Source organism: Pseudomonas sp. NMI760_13 (assembly GCF_021283245.1).
In the GTDB taxonomy this organism is placed as follows: domain Bacteria; phylum Pseudomonadota; class Gammaproteobacteria; order Pseudomonadales; family Pseudomonadaceae; genus Aquipseudomonas; species Aquipseudomonas peradeniyensis.
The window spans coordinates 73,727-100,311 of the sequence record NZ_JAJSRC010000022.1 but is presented as its reverse complement, the minus strand read 5'-3'; the positions used below and the strand labels follow the sequence as shown (position 1 = coordinate 100,311).

The 26,585-nt window shown below is 64.3% G+C and carries 24 protein-coding genes and 2 pseudogenes; 15 read left to right on the top strand and 11 right to left on the bottom strand.

The annotated features are described in order from the left end of the window. The first annotated feature begins 124 nt into the window (after window positions 1-124). From LU671_RS20715 to sugE, 8 genes and pseudogenes are all read left to right on the top strand, one after another. On the top strand, window positions 125-1,183 hold the full coding sequence (locus LU671_RS20715; protein ID WP_232856731.1) for an ABC transporter substrate-binding protein: 1,059 nt from the start codon (window positions 125-127) through the stop codon (window positions 1,181-1,183). A gap of 91 nt (window positions 1,184-1,274) precedes the next feature. Next, a complete protein-coding gene (locus LU671_RS20710) occupies window positions 1,275-2,081 on the top strand; it encodes an alkaline phosphatase family protein (protein ID WP_232856729.1) in 807 nt (268 codons plus the stop codon). Further along, a complete protein-coding gene (locus LU671_RS20705; protein WP_011532723.1) occupies window positions 2,078-2,917 on the top strand; it encodes an ABC transporter permease in 840 nt (279 codons plus the stop codon). The genes LU671_RS20710 and LU671_RS20705 overlap by 4 nt, the downstream gene beginning before the upstream one ends. Further along, window positions 2,907-3,701 carry an ABC transporter permease gene (locus LU671_RS20700; RefSeq protein ID WP_203647660.1) on the top strand — a complete coding sequence of 265 codons (795 nt, stop codon included), beginning with the start codon at window positions 2,907-2,909 and terminating at the stop codon, window positions 3,699-3,701. Before LU671_RS20705 ends, LU671_RS20700 begins: the two co-directional genes overlap by 11 nt. Window position 3,702: 1 nt before the next feature. Further along, window positions 3,703-4,692 (top strand): ABC transporter ATP-binding protein, encoded by a 990-nt coding sequence (locus LU671_RS20695; protein WP_232856727.1) that lies wholly within the window; start codon window positions 3,703-3,705, stop codon window positions 4,690-4,692. Between the two features lie 13 nt (window positions 4,693-4,705). Beyond that, window positions 4,706-5,359 carry an HAD family hydrolase gene (locus tag LU671_RS20690; protein ID WP_232856726.1) on the top strand — a complete coding sequence of 218 codons (654 nt, stop codon included), beginning with the start codon at window positions 4,706-4,708 and terminating at the stop codon, window positions 5,357-5,359. 105 nt (window positions 5,360-5,464) lie between these two features. After that, window positions 5,465-5,614, top strand: a pseudogene (locus LU671_RS20685) (HAD family hydrolase); the annotation flags it as partial. Between the two features lie 270 nt (window positions 5,615-5,884). Beyond that, window positions 5,885-6,202, top strand: a complete 318-nt coding sequence (sugE, locus tag LU671_RS20680) for a quaternary ammonium compound efflux SMR transporter SugE (RefSeq protein WP_203647663.1) — start codon at window positions 5,885-5,887, stop codon at window positions 6,200-6,202. A 16-nt stretch (window positions 6,203-6,218) separates the two neighbouring features. On the opposite strand, the gene LU671_RS20675 is transcribed toward sugE, so the two are convergent. Next, a complete protein-coding gene (locus LU671_RS20675) occupies window positions 6,219-8,093 on the bottom strand; it encodes an MFS transporter (protein WP_232856725.1) in 1,875 nt (624 codons plus the stop codon). A 235-nt stretch (window positions 8,094-8,328) separates the two neighbouring features. Between LU671_RS20675 and LU671_RS20670 the strand changes: the two genes are divergently transcribed. Together LU671_RS20670 and LU671_RS20665 are read left to right on the top strand one after the other, a co-directional pair. After that, a complete protein-coding gene (locus LU671_RS20670; RefSeq protein WP_203647665.1) occupies window positions 8,329-9,429 on the top strand; it encodes a hypothetical protein in 1,101 nt (366 codons plus the stop codon). 2 nt (window positions 9,430-9,431) lie between these two features. Next, a complete protein-coding gene (locus LU671_RS20665) occupies window positions 9,432-10,001 on the top strand; it encodes a LemA family protein (protein ID WP_203647666.1) in 570 nt (189 codons plus the stop codon). A 10-nt stretch (window positions 10,002-10,011) separates the two neighbouring features. Here the strand turns inward: LU671_RS20665 and LU671_RS20660 are convergent, their stop codons facing one another. Beyond that, entirely contained in the window at window positions 10,012-11,151 is a 1,140-nt protein-coding gene (locus LU671_RS20660; RefSeq protein WP_232856724.1) for a TDT family transporter, read from the bottom strand. Window positions 11,152-11,323: 172 nt separating this feature from the next. Between LU671_RS20660 and LU671_RS20655 the strand changes: the two genes are divergently transcribed. Further along, the gene (locus LU671_RS20655; protein ID WP_203647668.1) at window positions 11,324-12,505 is read left to right on the top strand and encodes an MFS transporter; all 1,182 of its coding nucleotides are present in this window, start codon (window positions 11,324-11,326) and stop codon (window positions 12,503-12,505) included. 214 nt (window positions 12,506-12,719) lie between these two features. Next, window positions 12,720-16,196 carry a hybrid sensor histidine kinase/response regulator gene (locus LU671_RS20650; protein WP_203647669.1) on the top strand — a complete coding sequence of 1,159 codons (3,477 nt, stop codon included), beginning with the start codon at window positions 12,720-12,722 and terminating at the stop codon, window positions 16,194-16,196. Here the strand turns inward: LU671_RS20650 and rmuC are convergent. Further along, window positions 16,168-17,526 carry a DNA recombination protein RmuC gene (gene rmuC, locus LU671_RS20645; RefSeq protein ID WP_232856738.1) on the bottom strand — a complete coding sequence of 453 codons (1,359 nt, stop codon included), beginning with the start codon at window positions 17,524-17,526 and terminating at the stop codon, window positions 16,168-16,170. The genes LU671_RS20650 and rmuC overlap by 29 nt on opposite strands. Window positions 17,527-17,855: 329 nt before the next feature. Then, window positions 17,856-18,275, bottom strand: a complete 420-nt coding sequence (locus LU671_RS20640; RefSeq protein ID WP_203647670.1) for a tetratricopeptide repeat protein — start codon at window positions 18,273-18,275, stop codon at window positions 17,856-17,858. Window positions 18,276-19,215: 940 nt separating this feature from the next. Here LU671_RS20640 and LU671_RS20635 point away from each other — a divergent pair. From LU671_RS20635 to LU671_RS20625, 3 genes are all read left to right on the top strand, one after another. Then, window positions 19,216-19,440: a hypothetical protein gene (locus LU671_RS20635; protein ID WP_050704563.1), complete on the top strand. Its 225-nt coding sequence runs from the start codon at window positions 19,216-19,218 to the stop codon at window positions 19,438-19,440. Window positions 19,441-19,684: 244 nt separating this feature from the next. Further along, window positions 19,685-20,167 carry a hypothetical protein gene (locus LU671_RS20630; RefSeq protein WP_232856723.1) on the top strand — a complete coding sequence of 161 codons (483 nt, stop codon included), beginning with the start codon at window positions 19,685-19,687 and terminating at the stop codon, window positions 20,165-20,167. A 145-nt stretch (window positions 20,168-20,312) separates the two neighbouring features. Next, the gene (locus tag LU671_RS20625; RefSeq protein WP_203647672.1) at window positions 20,313-21,590 is read left to right on the top strand and encodes an OmpP1/FadL family transporter; all 1,278 of its coding nucleotides are present in this window, start codon (window positions 20,313-20,315) and stop codon (window positions 21,588-21,590) included. Window positions 21,591-21,633: 43 nt separating this feature from the next. Here the strand turns inward: LU671_RS20625 and LU671_RS29535 are convergent. From LU671_RS29535 to LU671_RS20600, 7 genes and pseudogenes are all read right to left on the bottom strand, one after another. Then, window positions 21,634-21,762 (bottom strand): annotated as a pseudogene (locus LU671_RS29535) (LysR family transcriptional regulator); the annotation flags it as partial. A 128-nt stretch (window positions 21,763-21,890) separates the two neighbouring features. Then, complete coding sequence (locus LU671_RS20620) at window positions 21,891-22,670, bottom strand: RHS repeat-associated core domain-containing protein (RefSeq protein WP_232856721.1); 780 nt, start codon at window positions 22,668-22,670, stop codon at window positions 21,891-21,893. Window positions 22,671-22,753: 83 nt separating this feature from the next. Beyond that, window positions 22,754-23,305 (bottom strand): glutathione peroxidase, encoded by a 552-nt coding sequence (locus LU671_RS20615; RefSeq protein WP_186712762.1) that lies wholly within the window; start codon window positions 23,303-23,305, stop codon window positions 22,754-22,756. Between the two features lie 46 nt (window positions 23,306-23,351). After that, a complete protein-coding gene (locus tag LU671_RS29465; RefSeq protein ID WP_267813785.1) occupies window positions 23,352-23,474 on the bottom strand; it encodes a hypothetical protein in 123 nt (40 codons plus the stop codon). Next, on the bottom strand, window positions 23,471-24,673 hold the full coding sequence (locus LU671_RS20610; protein WP_186712761.1) for an MFS transporter: 1,203 nt from the start codon (window positions 24,671-24,673) through the stop codon (window positions 23,471-23,473). Before LU671_RS20610 ends, LU671_RS29465 begins: the two co-directional genes overlap by 4 nt. Before the next feature lie 64 nt (window positions 24,674-24,737). Continuing rightward, a complete protein-coding gene (locus tag LU671_RS20605) occupies window positions 24,738-25,142 on the bottom strand; it encodes a MarR family winged helix-turn-helix transcriptional regulator (RefSeq protein ID WP_050704557.1) in 405 nt (134 codons plus the stop codon). A gap of 42 nt (window positions 25,143-25,184) precedes the next feature. Beyond that, a complete protein-coding gene (locus tag LU671_RS20600) occupies window positions 25,185-26,375 on the bottom strand; it encodes a glycoside hydrolase family 5 protein (RefSeq protein ID WP_232856720.1) in 1,191 nt (396 codons plus the stop codon). Window positions 26,376-26,585 lie beyond the last annotated feature (210 nt).

The following is a 26,585-nucleotide window of genomic DNA, read 5'->3' as shown; positions in this document are numbered from 1 at the left end:
TTACATCAAACTGTCACGCAACAGGCCTACCTTGGCTCAAGGTTTGCTGACCTAGACCAAGGGTTCGCAAGCACCGCTTCTGTTCATAACAACGAATGCAAGGCACCCACCAAAGGAGCTTCGGATGAAAAAGTTGTTCATGGCGTCACTGCTCGGTTCGGCCATCGCTTTTTGCACCTCGGCCATGGCCCAGGACCTCAAGGCCCTTGAAGACGCCGCCCGCAAGGAAGGCACCGTCAACAGCGTGGGCATGCCCGATGCCTGGGCCAACTGGAAAGGCACCTGGGAAGACCTGGCCAAGAAGTACGGCCTCAAGCACAGCGACACCGACATGAGCTCGGCCCAGGAGATCGCCAAGTTCGACGCCGAGAAGGACAACGCCAGCGCCGATATCGGCGACGTCGGCGCCGCCTTCGGCCCGATCGCGGTCGCCAAGGGCGTCACCCAGGCCTACAAGCCGAGCACCTGGGACCAGGTGCCGGCGTGGGCCAAGGACCAGGACGGCCACTGGGCGCTGGCCTACACCGGCACCATCGCCTTCATCATCAACAAGGACCTGGTCAAGGAAGGCGAACGCCCCACCAGTTGGCACGACCTGGAAAAGGGCAAGTACAAGGTCGCCATCGGTGACGTCGGCACCGCCGCCCAGGCCGCCAACGGCGTGCTCGCCGCCGCCATCGCCTACAAGGGCGACGAAAGCAACATCGAGCCGGGCCTGCAGCTGTTCACCAAGCTGGCCCAACAGAAGCGCCTGTCGCTGGCCAACCCGACCATCCAGACCCTGGAGAAGGGCGAGGTGGAAGTGGGCGTGGTGTGGGACTTCAACGGCCTGAGCTACCGCGACCAGATCGACCCGAAACGCTTCGAGGTGCTGATTCCGTCGGACGGCTCGATCACCTCCGGCTACACCACCATCATCAACAAGTACGCCAAGCACCCGAACGCGGCCAAGCTTGCCCGTGAGTACATCTTCAGCGATGCCGGACAGACCAACCTGGCCATCGGCCACGCCCGGCCGATCCGCGCCGAGCACCTGAAGCTGCCTGCGGACGTGCAGGCCAAGCTGCTGCCCAACGAGCAGTACAAGGCCGCCCAGCCGATCAAGAACGCCGAAGCCTGGGAAGCGACCTCCAAGGCCCTGCCGCAGAAGTGGCAGGAGCAGGTGATCATCGAGATGGAATAAGCGCCATCATCCTCGTGGGAGCGGGCTTGCCCCGCGATCGCCATCGCGGGGCAAGCCCGCTCCCACGAAGCCCCGTTTCCCTGGAGCCAACATGCAACACAACGTCATCCTGGTCCTGCTCGACGGCCTCAACCACCAGGTCGCGCACCATGCCATGGGCCACCTGCACGCCTACGTCGAGGCCGACCGCGCCGCGCTGTACCGGGTGGAATGCGAGCTGCCGTCACTGTCGCGACCGCTGTACGAATGCATCCTCACCGGCGTGCCGCCGATCGACAGCGGCATCGTGCATAACAACGTCAATCGCCTGTCCAACCAGCGCAGCGTGTTCCACTACGCCCGCGAGGCTGGCCTGGGCACTGCCGCTGCGGCCTATCACTGGATGAGCGAGCTGTACAACCGTTCGCCCTTCGACCCGCTGCGCGACCGCCATACCCACGCGCCGAAGCTGCCGATCCAGCACGGCCTGTTCTACTACGCCGACCACTACCCCGACTCGCACCTGCTGGCCGACGCCGAATACCTGCGCCGCCGCCATGCGCCGAACTTCCTGCTGGTGCACCCGATGAACATCGACGACGCCGGCCACCGCCACGGCCTGGACAGCAGCCAGTACCGCAACGCCGCGCGCAGCGCCGATATCCTGCTGGCCGACTACCTGCCGCGCTGGCTCGAGGAGGGCTATCAGGTGCTGGTCACCGCCGACCACGGCATGAACAACGACCGCTCGCACAACGGCCTGCTGGCCGAGGAGCGCGAAGTGCCGCTGTTCGTGTTCGGCGAGGCGTTCAGCCTCGATCCCGCGGCCAAGCCGTTGCAGACCGAGCTGTGCGGCACGATCTGCGAGCTGCTCGGCGCCGCCGACGACAAACCGGTCTGCCGGGAGCTGCTCAAGTGAATGCAAGCCATCGCGGCCGCTACCTGGCCCTGCTCTGCCTGCTGCCGTTCGCCGTGTTCTTCATCATCTTCCAGGTCGCGCCGCTGGCCTGGGTCGCCCTCAACAGCCTGCAGAGCGAGAGCGGCTGGGGCCTGGCCAATTTCAGCAAGATCTTCGCCTCGAAGTTCTACCTGCAGGCGCTGCAACGCAGCCTGGAGATCAGCTTCTGGTCGAGCCTGTTCGGCATCGTCATCGCCACCCTGGGCGCCTATTCGCTGCGCCGGGTCGACTCGAAGCTGCGCGACTTCGTCAGCGCCTTCGCCAACATGACCAGCAACTTCGCCGGCGTGCCCCTGGCGTTCGCCTTCATCATCCTGCTCGGCTTTAACGGTGCACTGACGCTGCTGCTCAAGCAGATGGGCCTGCTCGGCGACTTCAGCATCTACTCCAAGACCGGCCTGATCCTGGTGTACACCTACTTCCAGATCCCCCTGGGCGTATTGCTGCTCTACCCGGCCTTCGACGCCCTGCGCGAGGACTGGCGCGAATCCGCCGCACTGCTCGGCGCCAGCCACTGGCAGTTCTGGCGGCATATCGGCCTGCCGGTGCTGACCCCGGCGCTGCTCGGCACCTTCGTCATCCTGCTGGCCAACGCCCTGGGCGCCTACGCCACCGTCTACGCCCTGACCACCGGCAACTTCAACGTGCTGCCGATCCGCATCGCCGGGCTGGTGGCCGGCGACATCAGCCTCGACCCGAACCTGGCCAGCGCCCTGGCGATGGTGCTGGTGGGCCTGATGACGGTGGTCACGGTGGTCCATCAATGGCTGCTCAAGAGGAGCTACCATGCGCGCTGAGAACAACGCCGGCGGACTCTACCACCGCGTGGTGGTGTATCTGCTGTTCCTCATCCTGCTACTGCCGCTGGCCGGCACCCTGCTCTACTCGCTGGCCACCAGCTGGTCGGCGACCCTGCTGCCCAGCGGGCTGACCTTCAAGTGGTACCTGGCGCTGTGGAGCGAGCCGCGCTTTCTCGCCGCCTTCGGCCAGTCATTGCTGGTGTGCGTGGGTGCGCTGGTGCTTTCGGTGGTGCTGATCCTGCCGCTCCTGTTCGTGGTGCACTACCACTTCCCGAAACTCGACGCGCTGATGAACGTGCTGATCCTGCTGCCCTTCGCGGTGCCGCCGGTGGTGTCGGCGGTGGGCCTGCTGCAGCTGTATGGCAGCGGGCCGCTGGCCATGGTCGGCACGCCGTGGATCCTGATCGGCTGCTACTTCACCATCGCCCTGCCGTTCATGTACCGGGCGATCACCAACAACCTGCAAGCCATCAACCTGCGCGACCTGATGGACGCCGCCCAGTTGCTTGGCGCCAGCCCTCTGAAGGCGGCGCTGCTGGTGGTGCTGCCGAACCTGCGCAAGGGCCTGATGGTGGCGCTGCTGCTGTCGTTCTCGTTCCTGTTCGGCGAGTTCGTGTTCGCCAACCTGCTGGTGGGCACCCGCTACGAGACCCTGCAGGTGTACCTGAACAACATGCGCAACAGCAGCGGCCACTTCAACAGCGCGCTGGTCATCTCCTACTTCGCCTTCGTGCTGGTGCTGACCTGGGTCGCCAACCGCCTGAACAAGGACAAGACCTGACATGAGCTTCGTCAGCGTACAGAAACTGCAAAAGAGCTACGCCGGCAGCCCGGTGTTCGAGAACATCGACTGCCAGATCGAGCGCGGCGAGTTCGTCACCCTGCTCGGCCCGTCGGGCTGCGGCAAGTCCACGCTGCTGCGCTGCATCGCCGGCCTGACCCCGGTGGACAGCGGGCGAATCCTCCTCGACGGCCAGGACATCGTGCCAGTGAGCCCGCAGAAGCGCGGCATCGGCATGGTGTTCCAGAGCTACGCGCTGTTCCCCAACATGACCGTGGAACAGAACGTCGCCTTCGGCCTGCGCATGCAGAAGGTCAAGGCCGACGAAAGCCAGGCGCGGGTGCGCGAAGTACTCGATCTGGTCGAACTCGGCAGCTTCGCCGGGCGCTACCCGCACCAGCTGTCCGGCGGCCAGTGCCAGCGTGTGGCCCTGGCCCGCTCGCTGGTCACCCGCCCGCGCCTGCTGCTGCTCGACGAACCGCTGTCGGCGCTGGATGCGCGCATCCGCAAGCACCTGCGCGAACAGATTCGCGCCATCCAGCGCGAGCTGGGGCTGACCACCATCTTCGTCACCCACGACCAGGAAGAGGCGCTGACCATGTCGGACCGCATCGTCCTGATGAACCAGGGCCGCATCGTCCAGAGCGGCGATGCCGAGACCCTCTACACCGCGCCCGTGGACCTGTTCGCCGCAGGCTTCATCGGCAATTACAATCTGCTCGACGCCGACAGCGCCAGCCGCCTGCTGCAACGCCCGGTCAACGGTCGCCTGGCGATCCGCCCGGAGTCCATCACCCTGGGCCTGAACGGCGAACTGGACGGCGAGATCCGCAGCCACAGCCTGCTGGGCAACGTCATCCGCTACCGGGTACGGGTGCGCGACGTCGAGCTGGTGGTGGACGTGCTCAACCGCTGCGCGGCCGACCTGCACGCGGACGGGCAGCGGGTATCCTTGTCGATCGACCCCACGGCGCTACGGGAAGTGGCCTAAGGAGATACAACGCATGGCACTGGCAATCTTCGATCTTGACGAAACCCTGATCCACGGCGACTGCGCGTCGCTGTGGAGCGAGCAGATGGCCCGGCTGGGCTGGGTCGACGGCAAGGCTTTCCTCAAGCGCGATCATGAGCTGATGGAAGCCTACGGCAAGGGCCACCTGGCGATGGAGGACTATATGGCCTTCAGCCTGGAGCCCATCGCCGGGCGCACCCTGGAAGAGGTGGAGCACCTGGTCGAGCCCTGGGTGGAGGATGTGATCGAGCCGATCATTTTCGGTGACGCCTGCCGCTGCATCGCCGAGCACCGCAAGCGCGGTGACCGGATCCTGATCATCTCGGCCAGCGGCACCCACCTGGTCGGGCCGATCGCGGCAAGGCTGGGGGTGGACGAATACCTGGCCATCGAGCTGGAGGCGGTCAACGGTGTCTATACCGGCAAGACCCACGGCGTGCTCACCTACCGCGAGGGCAAGATCACCCGCCTGCTGGAGTGGCTGGACCAGGAACAGGAGAACCTGGAGGGGGCGAGTTTCTACTCCGATTCGCGCAACGACCTGCCGCTGCTGCTGAAGGTCGATCACCCGCACGTGGTGAATCCGGACTCGGTGCTGCGCGAGCATGCGCAGACCAATGGCTGGCCGATTCTGAGCTGGTCTTGAGCGGCCTGGTCCGGTCAGACATTGACAGAGACTGTGCGGGCCCTTTCGCGGGTAAACCCGCTCCCACAGGTATCGCGCAGTTTCAAGGCTGTGGTGATCTTGTGGGAGAACCTGGAGGGGGCGAGTTTCTACTCGGATTCGCGCAACGACCGGCCATTGCTGCTGAATGTGGATCACCCGCACGTGGTGAACCCGGACGCGGTGCTGCGCGAGCATGCGCAGACCAATGGCTGGCCGATTCTGAGCTGGTCTTGAGCGGCCTGGTCCGGTCAGACATTAATAGGGACTGTGCCGGCCCTTTCGCGGGTAAACCCGCTCCCACAGGTAACGCGCAGTTTCAAGGCTGTGATGATCCTGTGGGAGCGGGTTTACCCGCGAAGAGGCCGGCACAGGCACCATTGATCCGTCACACTTGCCACTCCCGCCACAAATGTGCAGTATAGTGCGCACTGTGAGGACGGCCTCACGACGCTGTGCGTGAACATACCGGGGACGGCCCCATCATTGAATCGATGGAGACTCACCATGTCCTGGATCATCCTGTTGTTCGCCGGCCTGTTCGAAGTTGGCTGGGCTGTCGGCCTCAAGTACACCGACGGCTTCACCCGCCCCATGCCCACCATCCTCACCGTCGGTGCCATGGTCATCAGCCTTGGCCTGTTGGGCCTGGCCATGAAGGAGCTGCCGCTGGGCACCGCCTATGCCATCTGGACCGGCGTCGGCGCGGTCGGCACGGTGATCGCCGGGATCATCCTGTTCGGCGAATCCATGGCGCTGATCCGCCTGGCCAGTGTCGCCCTGATCATCACCGGCCTGGTCGGCCTGAAGGTCAGCGCCAGCTGACCTCCCTCCTTTTCCCTTAGCGCATGTCGCCGCGCAGCAGGCTCACCTGCTCGCGCAGCGCCTCGGGCTGCGCCGCCTCCACCGGGATGGCGGCGCCAGCCACCAGGGTCACCCGCGACCACAGGCGCTTGAAGAAGCCCTTGTTCGGGTCGCGACTGAAGAAACTGCCCCACAGCCCCTGCAGCGCCAGCGGAATCACCGGCACCGGCGTCTCCTGCAGGATGCGGTTCACCCCGCCCTTGAACACATCGATCTCACCGTCCGCGCTCAGCTTGCCTTCGGGGAAGATACACACCAACTCGCCGTCGGCCAGGTACTGGGCAATGCGGGCAAAGGCGCGCTCGTAGGTGGCCTCGTCCTCGCCGCGCCCGGCGATGGGAATGGCGCCGGCGGTGCGGAACACGAAGTTGAGCACCGGCAGGTTGTAGATCTTGTAGTACATGACGAAACGGATCGGCCGGCGGATCGCCCCACCGATCAGCAGCGCATCGACGAACGACACATGGTTGCACACCAGCAGCGCCGCGCCCTCGTCGGGAATGCGCTGCAGCTCGCGGTGCTCGACCCGGTACATCGAGTGGCTGAGCAGCCAGATCAGGAAGCGCATGGTGAATTCCGGCACGATGCGGAAGATGTAGGCGTTGACCGCGATATTGAGCAGCGACACCACCAGGAACAGCTGCGGGATGCTCAGCTTGGCCAGGCTCAGCAGGACGATGGTGATGATCGCCGAGACCACCATGAACAACGCGTTGAGGATGTTGTTGGCGGCGATCACCCGGGCCCGCTGGTCTTCCGGGGTGCGCGCCTGGATCAGCGCATACAGTGGCACGATGTAGAAACCACCGAAGATGCCCAGGCCGACGATCGACAGCATGATCCACCAGGCCTGGCTCATGCCCAGCAACGCCAGCCAGTCATGGGGCACGACGCCGACCGGCACATCGCCCGAATGCCACCACCAGAGCAGGCCGAACAAAGTCAGGCCGAACGAGCCGAACGGCACCAGGCCGATCTCCACCTTGCGCCCGCTCAGGCGCTCGCACAGCAGCGAGCCGACGGCGATGCCCACCGAGAACAGGGTCAGCACCAGGGTGACCACGGTCTCGTCGCCGTGCAGCCAGTCCTTGGCATAGGCCGGAATCTGCGTGAGGTAGATGGCGCCGACGAACCAGAACCACGAGTTGCCGACGATCGAGCGCGACACCGCCGGGGTCTGGCCCAGGCCCAGGCGCAGGGTCAGCCAGGACTGCTTGAAGATGTTCCAGTCCAGCTTCATCTGCGGCGCGGCGGCTGCGGCGCGGGGGATCCAGCGGCTGGCCAGGTAGCCCAGCACGGCGGTGGCCACCACCCCGGCGGCAGCCAGTACCGCGTACTGGCTGGAGGACATCAGCATCCCGGCGCCGATGGTGCCTGCCAGGATCGCCAGGAAGGTACCCATCTCCACCAGGCCGTTGCCGCCTACAAGCTCCTCCTCACGCAGGGCCTGGGGCAGGATCGAGTACTTCACCGGGCCGAACAGCGCCGAGTGGGTGCCCATGGCGAACAGCGCCACCAGCATCAGTTCCAGGTGATGGGTGACGAAACCGGTCGCGCCGATGGCCATGATGACGATCTCGGCCAGCTTGATCGCGCGGATCAGCCGGTCCTTGGCGAACTTCTCGCCGAACTGCCCGGCCAGCGCCGAGAACAGGAAGAACGGCAGGATGAACAGCAAGGCGCAGAGGTTGACCCAGATCGAGCGGTCGCCTTCCAGGCTCAGCTTGTAGAGGATCGCCAGGATCAGCGACTGCTTGAACAGGTTGTCGTTGAAGGCGCCCAGCGACTGGGTAATGAAGAACGGCAGGAAGCGCCGCTTGCCGAGCAGGGTGAATTGCGAGGGGTGACTCATCGTCCTTGTACCTGGTTGGGCTTTGTCATTGGAGGCACGTACAGCGTGATAAGCCACAAATCTGCACGGGAATGCCTGGTCATGGCAACCTTGCCGGCACGCTGGAAAGACAGCCAGGGCGATGGCAGACTGCCAGGCACCGAAAAAAACCGCCCCATCCAGGGCGCATGAACGAGGCTAGATGCACCGAGAGCCTCTCTGCAGGACGCCCCCAGGAAATGGACATCGAAATACCATGAATGAAGACAAGCGGTTGGCGGCGATGATCGACGCCGCCACCGAAGCCACGAAATCGGCGAAAAACACCGCCGATCTCCTTGCTATCGTGGGCAAATTCGTTGACTACAAGGGCAAGCTGCGGTTCGAGTACAAAGCCGACTGGCAAGCGATCCAAGTCTTCACGGTCCTGGCGATCGTCGCCCTGGCGGCCAACTACCTGGGGCCCTGGGCAATCCTGACCTGGTTGGCCGAGGCCTGGGGTTTCACACCGTCGACCTGCGCCTGGATCATCGCGGGGCCAAGCATCCTTTTCGTCACCGGCACGCTTTCCTACATCGCTCGCGGCCGCCACCTGCTGCCCGAACTGTCCAGGGCACTGGCGCTGCGCTCGAGCAGGTTCGCCAACGGCCTCGGGGAAATCGGCACGTCCCCCGAACAATTGCTGGTCCGGTTGCAGCAATCCTTCCGTGATTACGCGCGAGGCAATCACCGTCGCCAGATACAACTCGCGTTGAAAGGCACGTTCAAAGGCCCTCTGCACACCCTCACTTACCACTATGTCGACCTGGAATACGTCGACAGGCATACACAGACCTATACCGAGACAAACAGCAAGGGTGAAACCGTGACACGGTCCCGAAACGTCTACGACCAGTATCGGCGCTACAGCCTGGTGGTGGATTTCCCGTGGGTGCAAGGTATCGCCGTGCGCAGCGACAAACAGACCAAGATCGACCTCGACCACACCTACGAAACCACCTCAAGCGCCTTCAACAGCACACTCACCCTCAGCGGCACAAGTGCGATGGCCTGCGCCCGGTTCGCCAAGCCCGTCACGGTACTGCACCTGCTGAGCATGACCGCGCGCCTGCGCAACCCCAATCTGGAATTCGCCGCCGACGGCGCCGGGCTCTGCCTCAGCTTCGACGACAACAACCTCATCGACTTCGAGATGCCGGGTGACTTGAGCAACCCAGGGGCCTTTTACAAGGCCATCGAAGCGGGCATCGACTTGCCCGCGCTGACTACCTTGCTGGAAGCGATCCACGTGCTCGCCGAGCAGCATGACGACAATTTCGAATCACCCACCCCAACCGCCATTCAGAGGGAAAACTGACAATGGATCTACCCGTCATCATCGGCATTAGCGTCGCCGTTCTGGGCCTGCTGGCCGTGATCAGCTACTACAACGCGATCATCGGCGGCCACAACCGTGCGCAACGGGCCTGGGCCGACGTGCTGACCTACGAGCGGCAGAAGAGCAAGGTACTCGACGGCTTGCAGCCGCATGTCAGCCACTATCAGGACTACGAACACAACCTGATGAGCGAGATCACGCGCCTGCGCAGCGCCATTGCCGAGCTGCCGAGCGCGGCCAACGGCACTTCGTTGGTCGCCGCCGAGAGCGCCACCCGCTCGCTGCTCAATGGCCTGCGCGTTGCCGTCGAAGCTTATCCTGACCTCAAGGCGTCCGAGGTGCTCGGCAACTTCATGCGGGAAATCACCGAACAACAGGAAAACGTCGGTGCGGCGATCGTCATCTTCAACGGCGAAGTGGAGCGCTTCAACAACAGCATCCAGATGTTACCGGGCTCGATGGTCAATGACATGCTGAACCGCAAGGCACCGATCGCCCCGTTCACCGACGCAGAGGCCTCAGGCAGCTTCAACTACACGCCCAATCTCTGAATCCCCGCCGTTACTGCCGGGCAATGCAGGGCGAGACGAACAGCTCGCCACGCCACGCCCCACGCAGGGTACGGCTGGCCACCAGCAGCCAGAGCAGCGCCAGCGCTACCACCAGTGCCTGGCCAAACACACTGAAGAAACCCAGCTCAAGCCAGGCCGCCAGCTTCAGGGTGGCCAGGCAATACACACCCAGCGGGAACGTGAACCCCCACCAGCCGAGGTTGAACGGCATGCCCTGGCGCATGTAGCGCAAGGTGATCAGCACCGCCGTCAGCAACCACCACAACCCGGCGCCCCACAGCACGATACCGGCCACCAACCCCAGCCCACGGGCCACCTCGCCGAGGCCACCCAGGCCATTGGCGGCAAATACTGCGGGGGCATCGCCGCCGAGCACCAGCATGCCCAGCGCCCCAGTACCGATCGGGCCCAGCGCCAGCCAGCTGGAGGCGGCCATGTTGGCCGGCGGCAGTTTATGCAGGGCCATGCGCAGCATGAGGATGGTGAGGATGCTGAATGCCACCGGCAACGACACCGCCCACATCACATAGCTGGTGATCACCACCTGGAACTGCCGGTGCGCATCCACCAGGTGCGGCGCCAGCAGCCCGCCGCTGGCGGCGGCGACTTCGGCAGCCACCACCGGCAGCAGCCACACCGCGGTCATCTGGTCGATGCTGTGCTCCTGGCGGGTGAACATCAGGTAGGGAATGGCCACGCCGCACAGCAGCGCCAGGCCCACATCCAGCCACCAGAGCATCTCGACCCACGGCACCACCGCCTCGCCCCAGCGCGCCAGGCCGAACACCAGGGCGCCATTGAGGATGGTGGCCAGGCCCATGGGGATGGTGCCGAAGAACATCGACACGGTGGAGTGGGCAAAAATCCGCCGCGCCTCGTCGAAGAACATCACCCAGCGGGCGCCGTACAAGACGCAGAACAGGGTGAACAGGCCAATGGTCAGCCACCACAGGCCCTCGGCAAGCGCGTCCAGCAGTGGCACCTGCACCTGGTGCAACGCCAGGGCCAGCACGCCGGTGCCCATGGTCGCGGCGAACCAGTTGGGGGTGAACTGGCGGATCACTTCGCGGGGATGGGCCAGATGGCTCAACGGGCGCCACGACGGGGCGCGGGTCTGGGTGCATGGCATTGGATGTCTCCTGGCCTTGTGTAAGGTGGATTCATCTTATGCCTTCCAAGAATATCTATATAACGGGTAATTTCTCTATCTGTTATCTATTTTGCAGATATAGCTAAAACTCCAGGCCCTGGAATATGCTTGGCGCGGTTTTCCTGATGACAATAATGACAAGGACCTGTCGATGCTCACCGCCCTCAAGCGCTACCCCAACCCGGTACGCCTGCTCCTGCTCACCACCTTCACCCTGACCATGGCCCGGGCGATCACCCTGCCCTACCTGGTGGTCTACCTGGCCGACAACTTCCAGCTTTCGGTCGGCCGTATCGGCCTGGTGATCGGCGGCGCGCTGATCGTCGCCTCGCTGCTGAGCCTGTACGGCGGGCACCTGGTCGACACCGTGCGCAACCACACCCTGGTGATCGCCAGCCTGCTGGTGTTCGCCCTGGCCTTCGTCGGCGCCATCGCCAGTCGCTCGGCCGCCCTGTTCTTCCTCTGCCTGGTGGTGATCAACCTGGCCCTGGCGCTGGTCGACATCGCCGCCAAGGCCGCCTTCTGCGCCCTGTTGCCGGTGGAACAGCGCGCCGAGGTGTTCGCCATCAAGTACACCCTGAGCAACATCGCCTATGCCGTGGGGCCGATGCTCGGCGTGGCCCTGATCGAGGTGGACGGCCACCTGCCCTTTGTGGTCTCGGCACTCATTGGGCTTGCCATGTGCCTGGCTTACCAGCGCCTGGGCGTTCGCGACCTGCAGCCCCAGGACCGGCCGCAGCCCGGCGCCGGCTTCGGCCAGGTGGCGCTGGGCCTGCTGCGCGACCGGCGGCTGGTATGCTTCACCCTGGGCGGCGTGCTCAGCGCGGTGGTGTTCGGCCAGTTCACCGCCTACCTGTCGCAGTACCTGGTGGTGACCCGCAACCCCGCCGAGGCGGCGCGGCTGGTCGGCTACCTGGTGACCACCAACGCGGTGACGGTAATCGCCTTGCAGTACCTGATCGGCAAGCGCATCGACCGGCGCCGGCTGATGCCCTGGCTGATGGCCGGCATGGGCCTGTTCGTCGCCGGGCTGCTGGGTTTTTCCCTGGCCGGCACGGCGCTGGCCTGGTGCCTGGCGATGCTGGTGTTCACCCTGGGCGAGATCATCGTGATTCCGGCCGAGTACATGTTCATCGACCTCATCGCCCCGGAGCACCTGCGTGGCATCTATTACGGCGCACAGAACCTGGGCAACCTGGGCGCGGCACTGGGGCCGGTGCTGGTGGGCGTCGCGCTCGGGCACCTGGTGCCGGTGGCGGTGTTCTATCTGCTGATCGGGTCGGTGATACTGGCCGGTGTGTTCTACTGGCTGGGGACGCGCCGAGCTGAGTGATGCCATCGCGGGGCAAGTCGCATCGGCGCACCGCCGCTCCCACGCCCAAGGGCAGCTCGACATTCGTGGGAGCGGCGGTGCGCCGATGCGACTTGCCCCGCGATGGTCCCTGCGACGTCCTGCCACTGCGACCATGGTCGGCGCTGACGAACCGCGCCCTGCGTGCCAGACTGATTGATCGTGACCGCGTTTCATTTTTTGCTCCGGAGTTTGCATGTCGTTGTCCAGCGGGCTGATCGCCGTGGTCGCCCTGGCCTACATGGCCATCATGTTCGCCATCGCCTTCTATGGCGACCGCCGCAGCACGCCGTTGCCGCCGCGCCTGCGCGCCTGGGTGTACAGCCTGTCGCTGGCGGTGTACTGCACCAGCTGGACCTTCTTCGGCGCGGTCGGCCAGGCCGCCGAACAATTGTGGGCGTTCCTGCCCATCTACCTGGGCCCGGTGCTGCTGCTGATCTTCGCGCCCTGGGTGCTGCAGAAGATGGTGCTGATCAGCAAGCAGCAGAACATCACCTCGATCGCCGACTTCATCGCCGCCCGCTACGGCAAGTCGCAGACCCTGGCGGTGGTGGTGGCGCTGATCTGCCTGGTCGGCGTGCTGCCTTACATCGCCCTGCAGCTCAAGGGCATCGTGCTGGGGGTGAACCTGTTGATCGGCGCCAACGCCGATGCCACCGGCAGCCGGGTGCAGGACACCGCGCTGGTGGTGTCGCTGGTGCTGGCGCTGTTCGCCATCGTCTTCGGCACCCGCAGCCTGGACGTCACCGAGCACCACCGCGGCATGGTCCTGGCGATCGCCTTCGAGTCGCTGGTCAAGCTGCTGGCCTTCCTCGCCGTGGGCGCCTTCGTGGTGTTCAACCTGTATGACGGCTTCGACGACCTGTTCACCCAGGCCCGGCAGTCGGTGCACCTGAACGATTATTGGGAAGAAACCATCAACTGGCCGTCGATGGTGGTGCAGACCGCCGTGGCGATGATGGCGATCATCTGCCTGCCGCGGCAGTTCCACGTCACCGTGGTGGAGAACATCGAGCCCCAGGACATGCGCCTGGCGCGCTGGGTGTTCCCGCTGTACCTGGCCCTGGCCGCGCTGTTCGTGGTGCCCATCGCCCTGGCCGGGCAGATGCTGCTGCCGGGCACGGTGATCTCCGACTCGTTCGTGATCAGCCTGCCACTGGCCGAGGCCCACCCGAGCCTGGCCCTGCTGGCGTTCATCGGCGGCGCCTCGGCGGCCACAGGCATGGTCATCGTCGAGGCCGTGGCGCTGTCGACCATGGTCTCCAACGACATGCTGCTGCCCTGGCTGCTGCGACGCAACAACGCCGAGCGGCCTTTCGAGGTGTTCCGCCACTGGATGCTCTCGGTGCGCCGGGTGACCATCGTGGTCATCCTGCTGCTGGCCTACGTCAGCTACCGCCTGCTCGGCTCCACCGCGAGCCTGGCGACCATCGGCCAGATCGCCTTCGCCGCGGTGACCCAGCTGACCCCGGCGATGCTCGGCGCGCTGTACTGGAAACAGGCCAACCGCCGCGGCGTGTTCGCCGGCCTGGCCGCCGGCATCTTCCTGTGGTTCTACACCCTGGTGCTGCCGATCGCCGCCCACAGCCTGGGCTGGTCGCTGCAGTTGTTCCCGGGGCTGGCCTGGTTGCACGGCAACCCGCTCAACCTGCCGATCACCCCACTCACCCAGGGCGTGGTGCTGTCGCTGGCGGGCAACTTCACCCTGTTCGCCTGGGTCTCGATCCTCTCCCGTACACGGGTTTCCGAGCACTGGCAGGCCGGGCGCTTCATTGGCCAGCAGACCAGCGCCCGACCTTCCAGCAAACCCCTGCTGGCGGTGCAGATCGACGACCTGCTCAAGCTTGCCGCGCGCTTCGTCGGCGAGGAGCGCGCCCGGCAAAGCTTCATCCGCTTCGCCTACCGCCAGGGCAAGGGTTTCAACCCCAACCAGAACGCCGACGGCGACTGGATCGAGCACACCGAGCGGCTGCTGGCCGGCGTGCTCGGCACCTCCTCGACCCGCGCCGTGGTCAAGGCTGCCATCGAAGGCCGCGACATGCAGCTCGAGGACGTGGTGCGCATCGCCGACGAAGCCAGCGAGGTGCTGCAGTTCAACCGCGCGCTGCTGCAGGGCGCCATCGAGAACATCAACCAGGGCATCAGCGTGGTCGACCAGAACCTGCGCCTGGTGGCCTGGAACCGGCGTTACCTGGAGCTGTTCAACTACCCCGACGGGCTGATCAGCGTCGGCCGGCCGATTGCCGACATCATCCGCTACAACGCCGAGCGCGGCCTGTGCGGCCCGGGCGAGGCCCAGGTGCATGTGGCGCGGCGCCTGCACTGGATGCGCCAGGGCCGGGCCCACTCCTCCGAACGGCTGTTCCCCAATGGCCGGGTGATCGAGCTGATCGGCAACCCGATGCCCGGCGGCGGCTTCGTCATGAGCTTCACCGACATCACCCCGTTCCGCGAGGCCGAGCAAGCCCTGCGCGACTCCAACGAGGGCCTGGAGCAGCGCGTCGCCGAGCGCACCCACGAACTGTCGCAGCTCAACCAGGCGCTGACCGAGGCCAAGAGCCGCGCCGAGGCGGTCAGCCAGTCCAAGACCCGCTTCCTCGCCGCCGTCAGCCACGACCTGATGCAACCGCTCAACGCCGCCCGGCTGTTCTCCGCCGCCTTGTCGCAACAGGCCGAGGCCATGAACGACGAGGCCCGGCAGCTGGTGCAGCACATGGACAGCTCGCTGCGCTCGGCCGAGGAGCTGATCAGCGACCTGCTCGACATCTCGCGCCTGGAGAACGGCAAGGTCACCCCCGACATCAAACCCTTCGCCCTCAACGAGCTGTTCGATACCCTCGGCGCCGAGTTCAAGGTACTGGCCGCCGAAAAAGGCCTGGAGTTCCGCCTGCGCGGCAGCCGCCTGCGGGTGGACAGCGACATCAAGCTGCTGCGCCGGGTGCTGCAGAACTTCCTCACCAACGCCCTGCGCTACGGCAAGAGCCCGCTGCTGCTGGGCGCACGGCGCCAGGGCGAACGCCTGTGGCTGGAGGTGTGGGACCGCGGCCCGGGCATCGCCGACGACAAGCTGCAGGTGATCTTCCAGGAGTTCAAGCGCCTGGACAGCCACCAGACCCGCGCCGAGAAAGGCCTGGGCCTGGGCCTGGCGATCGCCGACGGCCTGTGCCGGGTGCTCGGGCATTCGCTGGAGGTGCGCTCCTGGCCGGGCAAGGGCAGCGTGTTCCGCGTCAGCGTGCCCATCGCCCACAGCCCCGCGCCCGCGACGCCCGCCCCCGTGGAGCAGGCCGGGCAGCCGCTGGCCGGGCTGCAGGTGCTGTGCGTGGACAACGAGGACAGCATCCTGATCGGCATGAACAGCCTGCTCAGCCGTTGGGGTTGCCAGGTGTGGACGGCGCGTAACCAGGCCGAATGCGAGGCCCTGCTCGGCAAGGGCCTGCGCCCGCACCTGGCGCTGGTGGACTACCACCTGGATGACGGCGAGACCGGCACCGGGCTGATGGGCTGGCTACGGACGCGCCTGGGCGAGCCGGTGCCCGGGGTGGTGATCAGCGCTGACGGACGCAATGAGACCATCGCCCTGGTGCATGCCGCGGGCCTTGACTACCTGGCCAAGCCGGTCAAGCCGGCGGCCCTGCGCGCCCTGCTCAATCGGCATCTGAGCCTGGTTCAGTAAGCGCTTCGTCGGCCAGGGCGCGCTCGATCAGCTCGGCGGGCAGGCTCTTGCTGGCCCGGGCACCGAGCAGCTTGAGCTGCTCGCTGCGGCTGACCAGGTTGCCGCGCCCCTCGCACAACTTATTGCGCGCCGCGGCGTAGGCCTTGTCCACCTGGGCCAGGCGCGCGCCGAGCTCGTCCAGGTCCTGGATGAACAGCACGAACTTGTCGTACAGCCAGCCGGCGCGCTCGGCGATCTCCCGGGCGTTCTGCCCCTGGCGTTCCTGCTTCCACAGGCTGTCGATCACCCGCAGGGTGGCGAGCAGGGTGGTCGGGCTGACGATCACGATCTGCCGGTCGAAGGCCTCCTGGAACAGGTTGGGCTCGGCCTGCAGCGCCGCCGAGAAGGCCGCCTCGATGGGCACGAACAGCAGCACGAAGTCGAGGCTGTGCAAGCCCTCGAGGCGGTTGTAGTCCTTGCTCGACAAGCCCTTGACGTGGTTGCGCAACGACTGCACATGCTGCTTGAGCGCGGCTTCGTCGTTGTTGCCGACGAACTGCTGGTAGGCCGTCAGGCTGACCTTGGCGTCCACCACCACCTGCTTGTCGCCCGGCAGCATGATCAGTACATCGGGCTGGAAGCGCTCGCCGTCGGCGCTGCGCAGGCTGACCTGGGTCTGGTACTCGCGGCCCTTCTCCAGGCCCGCGTGCTCCAGCACCCGCTCCAGGATCAGCTCGCCCCAGTTGCCCTGGGTCTTCTGGCCCTTGAGCGCCTGGGTGAGGTTAGTGGCCTCGTCGGACAGGCGCAGGTTGAGCTGCTGCAGGCGCTCGAGCTCCTTGCCCAGGGAGAAGCGTTCGCGGGCCTCCTGCTGGTAGCTTTCCTCGACGCGCTTCTCGAACGCCTGGATACGCTCCTTGAGCGGATCGAGCAATTGCCCCAGGTGCTGCTGGCTGGTCTGGGCGAAGCGTTGTTCGCGCTCGTCGAAGATCTTGGTGGCCAGGTCGGCGAACTGCGCGCGCAGGGTGTCGCGGGCCTCCTGCAGGTCCTCGAGGCGTTGCTGGTGGCTCTCCTGCTGTTCACGCAGCTCGGCCTCCAGGCGTGCGGTTTGGGCCTCGAGGCGACGCAGCTCGGCCTCGCGGTTGGCGCGCTCGAGGTGCCAGGCATGGGCGGCGTCACGGGCGTTGTCGCGGTCGATCTGCAGCAGTTCCAGTTCACGGCCCTGGGCGGCCAGTTGGGTCTGCTTGACGGTGTTGGCCTCGCTGAGGTCGCTGACCTCGTCGCGGCTGGCCTCCAACTGCGCCTGCAGGCCGGCCTGGGTCAACTGGGCGGCATTCAGGCGCTCCTCGAGCAAAGCCTGCTCGGCCTTGCGTGCGCCCTGGCCGCGCTGCACCTGCATGACCCAGCCCAGGCAGGGCACGGCGCCCGCCACCAAGCCCAGCAGAATGCTGGTCAGATCCACTGTCATGCTTACCCCGATCGAACATTGACGAATGCTGCGCAGCTTATCAGCCTGGTGGCAGGGCTGCCTGGTCAGTGCCCCCTGTAGGAGCGGCCTTGTGCCGCGAAAGGGCCGTGCAACGGCCCCGGGGATTCGGTGTTGACGCAAAGATCGCCGGGGCCTTGTGCGGCCCTTTCGCGGCACAAGGCCGCTCCTACAGGGGGACGCGAGGATCGATACCCCTAACCACCGAACCACTGGCGCAACAACCGCCGCGCCTCCTGCGAGCCCTGCCCCGCCGCCAGCTCCAACCAGTAGCGGGCCTGCTCCGGCTCCTGGGACTGGCACAACCGGCCATATTCCAACTGGGCCCGCCGATCACCGGCACGGGCCGCCTGGCGCAGCAATTCATGGCCGATGCGCCGGTCGCGGGCATTGCCGCAATCGCGGCAGAGCATCTGCCCCAGGCGACTCTGGGCCACCACCACGCCCTGGCGCGCCGGCTGCTTGAGCATGCGCCCGGCCAGGTGCTTGACGCTGGGCTTGTCGCCCAGGCGTGGGCTGTCGAGCAGCCACAGGGCCACTTTCAGGGAAAAGCGCTTGGGGGAAGGCAGCGATGGCGAGGCATCAGGACTGGCGAGGTGTTTACCGCGAAGCTTCATGACCAACAGCAAGGGTGACTCGAGAGGCGCGCCACTCTACTCCATTTTTCGTGGTCTGGCCCGGGCGACCTTCGGCTGATCGACATTTTTTTCCATGATTTTTTCTTGACGTTTTCCCAGGGAAAATGCCCATGCCACCTCAATCCACCGATTGTCGGACAATCGATGAAACAGCTGGCACGCCCGTCCTAGAGCAAGCGCCCGGGACAATCCACAGAACCTGTGGATAACTCGGTGGACAACCCCTTGAGGCAGCCCGCAAACCCCTGTGAAATGGGGCTTTCGCTCAAACTGTCGATTTTTTCACCAGCAAAAATTAGTGTTTTTTTTCATTGACTTAAGCCCCCAGTCAAGTCATTGGCGAGCCGTCCACAGGATGTTGCAGGAGGGTTACAACTGTTCAGCCGAGTGTGTACAAGTGCACCAACAAACGGCAGCACGGTGCACGAAAACGGTACAGCCGGGCGATTGCCGGGGCATTTCCCCCTCTTCACAGCAGGCGCGATTGACGACATAATGATCGGCTTCCCGCCAGAATGCCAAAAGCTTGCCAACCCCGAAATGTTCGTGTAGGGTTGCGCCCTGTTAGTACCCAGCTGAAGTCATTCTGGCCACTCAGTCCCCGCAGCCCACCGCTCGACAACGAGCAGGCACTGCCCCATCGGGACCGGCCCATTCGATGATTCACTCGGCAGACCTTGCCCAGCACGAATCACGTTTCAGATTGATCAGGATCTTCCCCGACGCCCAGAACCCTGGTGTCGGTGTGCTGCCTGCCTTCTGTCGTACCTACCAGTCAGCCCAGCGCCCACCTATTGCATGCGCCCCTCTGGCTGCCCTGTTCCAGTCAGGTTCTGCGTCTCCTTAATAAAGACGTCACTGGAACGTTTCTATTGTGCACGGATCAAACACCGTGTCTTACGCAGGAACATCCAACAATATGAGTAACCATCAACAGATCCAGGCTGCCTTTGGCACCCTTTCCCAGGCCTTCGCCCCACTGAAGTGCCTTATCGTTGCCCCACGCAAGGGCAGCTTCAGCTTCACCCTGGTCGACGAGCATGGCATCGCCTGCCACAGCGAGCGGCTCTACCCGGAACAATACAACCGGGCCGAACCGCTGCAGGCAGTGATCGAGCGCACCCGCCAGTCGCTGACCGCATGAACGAATGGCGGGTGATTCACGCCATGAATACGCCATGCAAAACCCAGCCTGAAGGCAATTGGCCTAATCGCCAGCGGGCATATGCCCCGCGCCTTCGGGCTGCAATCGATTTAAAAACAGCCCTTTACACCACAGTTATCACACTACACTTCAACTCGAGCGGCTCCTGCCGCTTCCGGCGGGCCTGACCACTCACCAGCTGCCAAGCTCCAGCGCCCGTCGGCCCTTTCCAGCAGAGGGCATCATGGGCATCGCTGCGAACGAGTTGAGTCGATATGTGATCCGGCCGACCCTGGTCTACCTGGGTCGTCACTGCGACAGCGCAGAAGCTTTGTTACTGGGCGTTGCCGCAAGCCAGTCTGCGCTGGGGGCCGCCCTGCATGACCGACGCGGCCATGGGCTCTACAGGATCGGTGGGAATCGTCACCGCTGCCTGTGGGACGAATACCTGGCCCGCGACCCCGAACTGGCCAGCCTGGTACGTGGCCTGGCCAGCCAGCACGCCTTCCTCGGCGGCCCGCACCTCGAGCTGACCGTCAACCTGCGCTACGCCACTGCCATCGCCTGGATGCTCATCGAAGAGCAGGCCATGCCGTTGCCGGCGGCCGACGATCTGCTGGGCCTGGCGCGGATCTGGCGGCAGACCTTCCAGCCCCAGGGGCGCCTGCGGGATTTCACTCAGGCCTGGCAACACTGTATCGAGCCAATGCTCACCCCAGCCTCCTGAGCCAACACGTCCTACAACCGGAATAAACGGAATTTTGGTCGGATTGTCCTACAAAACCGCTCTATCTCCTGTGTTTCAGCCTATGGCGCAGCGCGGCATTTGTTGGTAGCTTTTCGCCCCGGAGATCCCAAGGAGTTTTCTAATAATGAAAAAAGTTATGCTCAAAACCTCTCTCGGCATTGCCGTTGCCCTCGCTTCCAGCCAATTGCTCGCCAGCGGCTTTGCCCTGAACGAACAGAGCGTCAGCGGCATGGGGACAGGTTTCGCGGGTCGTTCTTCTTCTGCCGAAGATGCCAGCACCGTGTATGGCAACCCGGCGGGCATGGCCCGCCTGAAGCGCGACCAGATGACCGTCGGTGGTGCCGCGGTCATCGCCAAGTCCGATATTTCCGGACGCGGCAGTAACAAAGGGGGGGAAATGGACGGTGACATGGTGCCCGTGGTCGGCGTGCCGATGGGTTACTACGTCAAGTCCATCGATGACCACTGGAGCGTCGGTTTCGGCGTCTACGTGCCGTTCGGCCTGGTCACCGACTACGGTAGCGACGATGCCGCGCGCTACTGGGGCAAGAAGAGCCATGTCGAGGTCGTGACCTTCCAGCCGACCGTGAGCTATGCGTTCAACGACAAGGTCTCGATCGGCTTCGGCCCGACCATCAACCGCATCAAGGGCGAGCTGGGTTCGAACCTGGCCAGTATCTCGCCGCTGCGTCCGGCTGATGGCGAGGTGAAGATCAAGGGCGACGACACCGCCGTCGGCTACAACATCGGTGTCCTGGTGCAGGCCACCGACCGCACCCGCGTCGGCCTGACCTACCACTCTATGGTCGACTACAAGCTCGAAGGCAAGACCAAGGTCAGCTACCCGCTGCTCGGCCTGGACGGCAACAAGTTCGATGCCACCCTGAAGATCAAGACCCCCGAGTCGGTGGACTTCTCGGTCACCCACGAACTGGACGACCAGTGGACCCTGTACGCAGGCAGCACCTGGACCCGCTGGAGCCGCCTGGAAAACATCACGGTCAACAACGAAGTGCCGGCAGGCCCTGCCGGGCAGTTCAAGACCATCAACGAGGAACAGAACTGGCACGACACCTGGGCTCACGCCATCGGCGCCTCCTACAAGGTGAACAAGGAGTGGGTCCTGCGCACCGGTTTCTCGGTTGACCAGTCGCCGACCAACAACACCAACCGCTCCCCGCGCATCCCTACTGGTGATCGCAAGATTTTCAGCATCGGTGCCGGCTGGAGCCCGACCGACGACATGACCATCGACGTGGCCTACTCCTACCTGTGGGAAGAAGACACCAAGGTCAACAACCAGCCGCACAGCGCGACGGAAGCTGGCCTCAAGGGCAGCTACCAGGCCAAGTACGAAAACAGCGCCCACGGCGTTGGTGCTTCGCTGACCTACCGCTTCTGAGTGGCACCCGCAGCATGAAAAAACCGCCCTCGTGGCGGTTTTTTCATGCCTGCACCCGCCACTGCTCGCCCAGGCATCGCTGCAGGTAATCCATGAACTCCCGCACCTTGGTCGTCAGGGCAAAGCGGTCGGCCAGGCAGACGTCTATCAGTTCGGTCTGGGCATAGGCCTGGCGTTGTCTTTACACAGGAGCAGATACCTCCCCAGGCCAAAGCAACATTGTCGCGCGATACCAGCCATACCGAGATGCGACCTCACCAATCAACAATCAAAAGCCGTCAACACCAATTAATTGAACCGTTAACCTCGATCTATATTATTCGTGTTAGCTGCTGACTCTATGTCAGTATCACGAAGAATCGTCTTCAACTCTATAGGCTTATCTGTTTCCCCTGAACGATCCGAAACGCCAAAACCTGGGTAGTATTTCTTGTTATTTTTGAATGCAACAATCCTCGCAGGAACCGCTAGAGCATTCATTATGATAACACCCCGTGCAGTTATACCTTTCTGGCCTTTATCATGAGTTTTTCCGGGATAGGCCGATTTAGGCGCGAAGCCGGAAAGTACAACAAACGAAACTACATCAGTGGCTCCTGTATAAATAGTCACCCCGGCCTGAAGAGCTATATGCGAAATTGTTGGCGCATTATCTCCCCCCTTTGCTCGCGCGATCGTCATATTGATAGCCGCCGCCCCCTCTGCCAGCGTCAGCGGACTCAGCACTCCACCAACCGTCGCAGCAGCTTTGGCCGCAAAGATAAACCCATCAATACGCCCATTACGATCCTCGCGATTGATCGGATCCCCACTGCAATATGCATATGCATTGATACCGCCACCTCCAAACGGACTCAGCCGATCAGGAGAGTGGAATCGTTTCAATAAAGGATCATAAGTCCGGTGCCCATTCCCCGGAGAATAGTTACCCGTCAGCACCTCACAAGGCATCCCACAATAGGCCAATCGGGGGCCGGCAACCTGCGGCAACGCGCCATAGGGTGTATAGCGCCTGCCCACCTGGCCATCACCAAGCACCGATTGCTGCCAGTCACACATTGCAAGATAGGTAGTCGACATGTCAGACCCAACCGAGCGGTAGATGCCGACAACCTAACATCTGCTCGACCAGCGAATAACTGGCAAAAATGCCAGGTACCCCCTCAAGGCTGCGAAGCAATCGCCTTGTCGATCGCCGCCCTGAACGCCGGATCATCCGGCTTGGTCAGGCTGGAGAAGTTGCCGATCACCTTGCCCTTGCGGTCCACCACATACTTGTAGAAATTCCACTTCGGCGCGCTGCTCTGCCGGGCCAGCTCGACGAACAGCGGGATCGCGTCCTTGCCGCGCACCGGCTGGGCCTTGGTCATGGTGAAGGTCACGCCGTAGTTGGCGTAACAGACCTTGGCGGTCTTGTCGCTGTCAGCGTCTTCCTGCTTGAAGTCGTTGGACGGCACGCCGAGCATTTCCAGGCCCTGTTCGTGGTAGTCCTTGTAGGTCGCCTCGAGTCCTTCGAACTGCGGGGCGAAGCCACAGTAGCTGGCGGTGTTGATCACCACCAGCGGCTTGCCGGCGAAGCGCTGGCACAGGTCGATCTGCTCCTTGCCACGCAGCTCCGGCAGGCTGCCCTGGAGCAGTGCCGGGCAGTCGGCTGCCCAGCTCGAAGTGGCGGCGGCCAGGGCCAGCAGGGGGAGGGTCAGCCAGCGGGCATGCATGATAGCGGTCTCCTGCACATGATTCCTTGAATGTGCAGGGTAGCGCTTAACACAGGCTCATGCCCAACTGCATCAACGCCAGCCCGCCCTTGTGCCAGCCCCACCACACCAACGCCAGCACCAGCACGGCGGCGACCAGCATCAGGCCACGCCCGAGCAGGCGGTTCATGCGGCCTGGGCCTGCAGACGGGCGACCGGGCGTTCACGCACTGGCCAGTTGAGGGCCGCGGCCAGCAGGCTGAGCAGGATCGAGATCTGCCATACCAGGTCGTAGCTGCCGGTCTGGTCATAGACCACCCCGCCCAGCCAGCCACCCAGGAACGCGCCCAACTGGTGGAACAGGAACACAATGCCGCCGAGCATCGACAGGTTGCGCACGCCAAACAGCGTGGCCACGGTGCCATTGGTCAGCGGCACCGTGGACAGCCACAGCAGGCCCATGGCAATGCCGAACAGGTAGGCGCTGAACTGGGTCACCGGCGCCCAGAGGAACAGCACGATGACCACGGCGCGCAGCAGGTACAGGCCGGTCAGCAGGCGCGGCTTGGACATGCGCCCGCCGAGCCAGCCGGCGGTATAGGTGCCGACGATATTGAACAGGCCGACCAGCGCCAGCACGGTGGTGCCGGTGATCGCCGGCAGGTGCTGGTCGACCAGGTAGGCCGGCAGGTGCACGCCGATGAACACCACCTGGAAGCCGCAGACGAAAAAGCCCAGCGCCAACAGCCAGAAGCCGGAGTGCGAACAGGCCTCGCGCAGCGCCTGGCCGAGGCTCTGCTCGGCGCCATGGCTGGGCAGCGGTCGATCACGCAGCATACCTACGAACGGCACGATCAGCGCCACCATCAGGCCCAGCACCAGCAAGGCCGCCGACCAGCCCAGCCACTGGATCAGGCCGAGGGTGCCGGGGAGCATGGCGAACTGGCCGAAGGAGCCGGCGGCGCTGGCGATGCCCATGGCCATGCTGCGTTTCTCCGGCGGCACGGCGCGCCCGACCACGCCAAGGATCACCGAGAACGAAGTGCCGGACAGGCCGATGCCGATCAGCAGGCCGGCGCTCAGCGACAGCGACCAGGCCGAGTCGGCCATGCCCATCATCACCAGTCCGGCGGTGTAGAGGATGCCGCCGATCACCACCACCTTGGCCGCGCCCAGACGGTCGGCCAGGGCGCCGGTGAACGGCTGGGCCAGGCCCCAGATCAGGTTCTGCAGGGCGATGGCGAAGGCGAACACCTCACGACCCCAGCCGAATTCGGCACTCATCGGCGCCAGGAACAGGCCGAAACCATGTCGCACCCCCAGCGACAACGCCAGGATCAGCGCCGCCCCCACAAGTACCCAACCGCTGCTCCGCCAAAGGGAAGTCATTGTCGTTGTCTCCAGCCCATCGCAAGGTTGATGCGGGTATATACCCGCTTTCTATCGTAGTCGTTCAGGCAAGCTGCTCCAGCAAGCGCACCAACTCGTCACGCTGGCTTTCGCCCAGCCGCTCCACCAACTGAGCCTGGGCCTGCTGCCAAGCCGGATAGGCGGCGTCCAGGCGCGCCCTGCCCGCTTCGCTCAGCAGCACCACGCGGTTGCGCTGGTCGTCGCCGTCGGCAAGACGCACCAGGCCATCGGCCTCGAGCACCTTGAGGTTACGGCCCAGGGTGCTGCGCTCAAGGCCCATGGCCTCGGCCAGACAGGTGATGCTGGGGCGATCGAGGCGCTGTACATGGCGCAGCAGGGAAAACTGGGCGACATTGATGCCGAAGCCGGCAAGGGCCTCGTCGTAATGCCGGCTCACCCCGCGGGCGGCGCGACGCAGATGGGTACAGATGCATTCACTGGTCAGCATGGTTACGTGTATATACCCGCATTATGGATGTTGCAAGAAATTTCACGGTATCGGTTTAGGTAGCAGGCGCAGGCGGATCGGCTCGAACTCGGCCGTGGCCTTGCGCGGCAAGGGGTCCGGCGCTGCATTTTCGATAGCCTGCCAATAGCGCCATGGCACCTTGGCCGAACCCAGTTCGTAATCCATGCCATCCCAACTGTCCTCGCGGAAGCTGTAGAAGGCCCAATGCAATTGCTGGCGATCCAGCACCGCGAGCACATCCTCCAGGTATTGTCGGCACCCGGGCAACCGACGCATGCAGCCAAACTCCCCCACCACAAGGCGCGAACGTGGCAACTTGATCGAATCGGCCCAATCCACCGGCTGTTGCAGATAGCGGGCGACCTGCTCGGCATCCCACTGCCGGGTCTGCCCGGCAAACGGCACTGGTCCCGGATAGGCGAAAGGTTGCTCGCGAGCAAGATTAGGCGCACTGGTGGCGGCATAGGGTTCGTACATGTGCACGCTGTACAGCACACGCTCATCCGCCAACGCCTTGGGCCAGTAGCCGAAGGCATCGGCGGCGGCGTACCAGCCGGCATCGACCATGACCGGCGTCTTGCCGTCGACCTTGCGGATCGCCGCCAGCAACTGCCGATAGAGCGCTGGCAGGTCACGCGCCCCGCCCTGCTCGCGGGCGTACCACTGCTTCATCCGATCGAGGTCGGCGTGCTCGGCCAGGTTTCCCTGTTTCTCTGGAGCGGGCTCGTTGATGAGGTTGTACGCGGCAACAGCCGGGTGGTCCTTGAGGGCCTGGGCAACGTCTCGCCAGAAACGGGTGGACTGGGTCCAGTAACGCTTGTCCTGCCATAGCCGGTCGTCGAAGCGGTTCTGGTTGTTCTGCGCCCAGCGCATGCCGGGGAGCGACAGCGGCGTGATGACCACCTTGAGGCCGGCGGCGTGGGCGCGGTCCAGCACCGCGATGAGCTGCTTCAGGTCGGCGTCGGCCAGGCCCTGGTAATCGTCGGCGTTGCCCAGCAGGAAGTCGCGTTCGGCCGGGTGCCATTTATCGTAGGAGAGGCGCACCCAGCTGGCGCCGTAGCCTTTCAGGGCATCGAAGTAGGTTTGGTCCGGGGGCAGGCGGTTGAAGCTGTTGCCGCCGTGGCGGGGGGTGTTCCAGAAATCGATCAGGTCGGCGGCGGTGGCGGGTAGGGAGGCAAGGGCCAGCAGGCTGGCGAGTATCCAAGGGTGCATGGCAGGGGCTCCTGATATTTGGAGGGGCGAACGAGGATAGCCGCATTACGTGGGGATGGTTTCCGAGATCCATGCAGGACACGTCCGCTTTCTGTAGGAGCGGCCTTGTGCCGCGAAAGGGCCGCAAAGCGGCCCCGGCGATCATTGCATTAACGCTGAAATCCTGGGGCCGCTAGGCGGCCCTTTCGCGGCACAAGGCCGCTCCTACAC

Coding starts and splice junctions, on each gene's coding strand:
- LU671_RS20660 (WP_232856724.1), bottom strand. CDS start 11,151: ATGCCATGCACCCAGACCCGCGCCCCGTCGTGGCGCCCGTTGAGCCAT.
- LU671_RS20655 (WP_203647668.1), top strand. CDS start 11,324: ATGCTCACCGCCCTCAAGCGCTACCCCAACCCGGTACGCCTGCTCCTG.
- LU671_RS20695 (WP_232856727.1), top strand. CDS start 3,703: ATGAGCTTCGTCAGCGTACAGAAACTGCAAAAGAGCTACGCCGGCAGC.
- LU671_RS20675 (WP_232856725.1), bottom strand. CDS start 8,093: ATGAGTCACCCCTCGCAATTCACCCTGCTCGGCAAGCGGCGCTTCCTG.
- LU671_RS20690 (WP_232856726.1), top strand. CDS start 4,706: ATGGCACTGGCAATCTTCGATCTTGACGAAACCCTGATCCACGGCGAC.
- LU671_RS20670 (WP_203647665.1), top strand. CDS start 8,329: ATGAATGAAGACAAGCGGTTGGCGGCGATGATCGACGCCGCCACCGAA.
- LU671_RS20715 (WP_232856731.1), top strand. CDS start 125: ATGAAAAAGTTGTTCATGGCGTCACTGCTCGGTTCGGCCATCGCTTTT.
- LU671_RS20650 (WP_203647669.1), top strand. CDS start 12,720: ATGTCGTTGTCCAGCGGGCTGATCGCCGTGGTCGCCCTGGCCTACATG.
- LU671_RS20630 (WP_232856723.1), top strand. CDS start 19,685: ATGGGCATCGCTGCGAACGAGTTGAGTCGATATGTGATCCGGCCGACC.
- LU671_RS20665 (WP_203647666.1), top strand. CDS start 9,432: ATGGATCTACCCGTCATCATCGGCATTAGCGTCGCCGTTCTGGGCCTG.
- LU671_RS20605 (WP_050704557.1), bottom strand. CDS start 25,142: ATGCTGACCAGTGAATGCATCTGTACCCATCTGCGTCGCGCCGCCCGC.
- LU671_RS20610 (WP_186712761.1), bottom strand. CDS start 24,673: ATGACTTCCCTTTGGCGGAGCAGCGGTTGGGTACTTGTGGGGGCGGCG.
- LU671_RS20620 (WP_232856721.1), bottom strand. CDS start 22,670: ATGTCGACTACCTATCTTGCAATGTGTGACTGGCAGCAATCGGTGCTT.
- LU671_RS20635 (WP_050704563.1), top strand. CDS start 19,216: ATGAGTAACCATCAACAGATCCAGGCTGCCTTTGGCACCCTTTCCCAG.
- LU671_RS20710 (WP_232856729.1), top strand. CDS start 1,275: ATGCAACACAACGTCATCCTGGTCCTGCTCGACGGCCTCAACCACCAG.
- LU671_RS20600 (WP_232856720.1), bottom strand. CDS start 26,375: ATGCACCCTTGGATACTCGCCAGCCTGCTGGCCCTTGCCTCCCTACCC.
- LU671_RS20700 (WP_203647660.1), top strand. CDS start 2,907: ATGCGCGCTGAGAACAACGCCGGCGGACTCTACCACCGCGTGGTGGTG.
- LU671_RS20640 (WP_203647670.1), bottom strand. CDS start 18,275: ATGAAGCTTCGCGGTAAACACCTCGCCAGTCCTGATGCCTCGCCATCG.
- LU671_RS29465 (WP_267813785.1), bottom strand. CDS start 23,474: ATGAACCGCCTGCTCGGGCGTGGCCTGATGCTGGTCGCCGCCGTGCTG.
- sugE (WP_203647663.1), top strand. CDS start 5,885: ATGTCCTGGATCATCCTGTTGTTCGCCGGCCTGTTCGAAGTTGGCTGG.
- LU671_RS20615 (WP_186712762.1), bottom strand. CDS start 23,305: ATGCATGCCCGCTGGCTGACCCTCCCCCTGCTGGCCCTGGCCGCCGCC.
- LU671_RS20625 (WP_203647672.1), top strand. CDS start 20,313: ATGAAAAAAGTTATGCTCAAAACCTCTCTCGGCATTGCCGTTGCCCTC.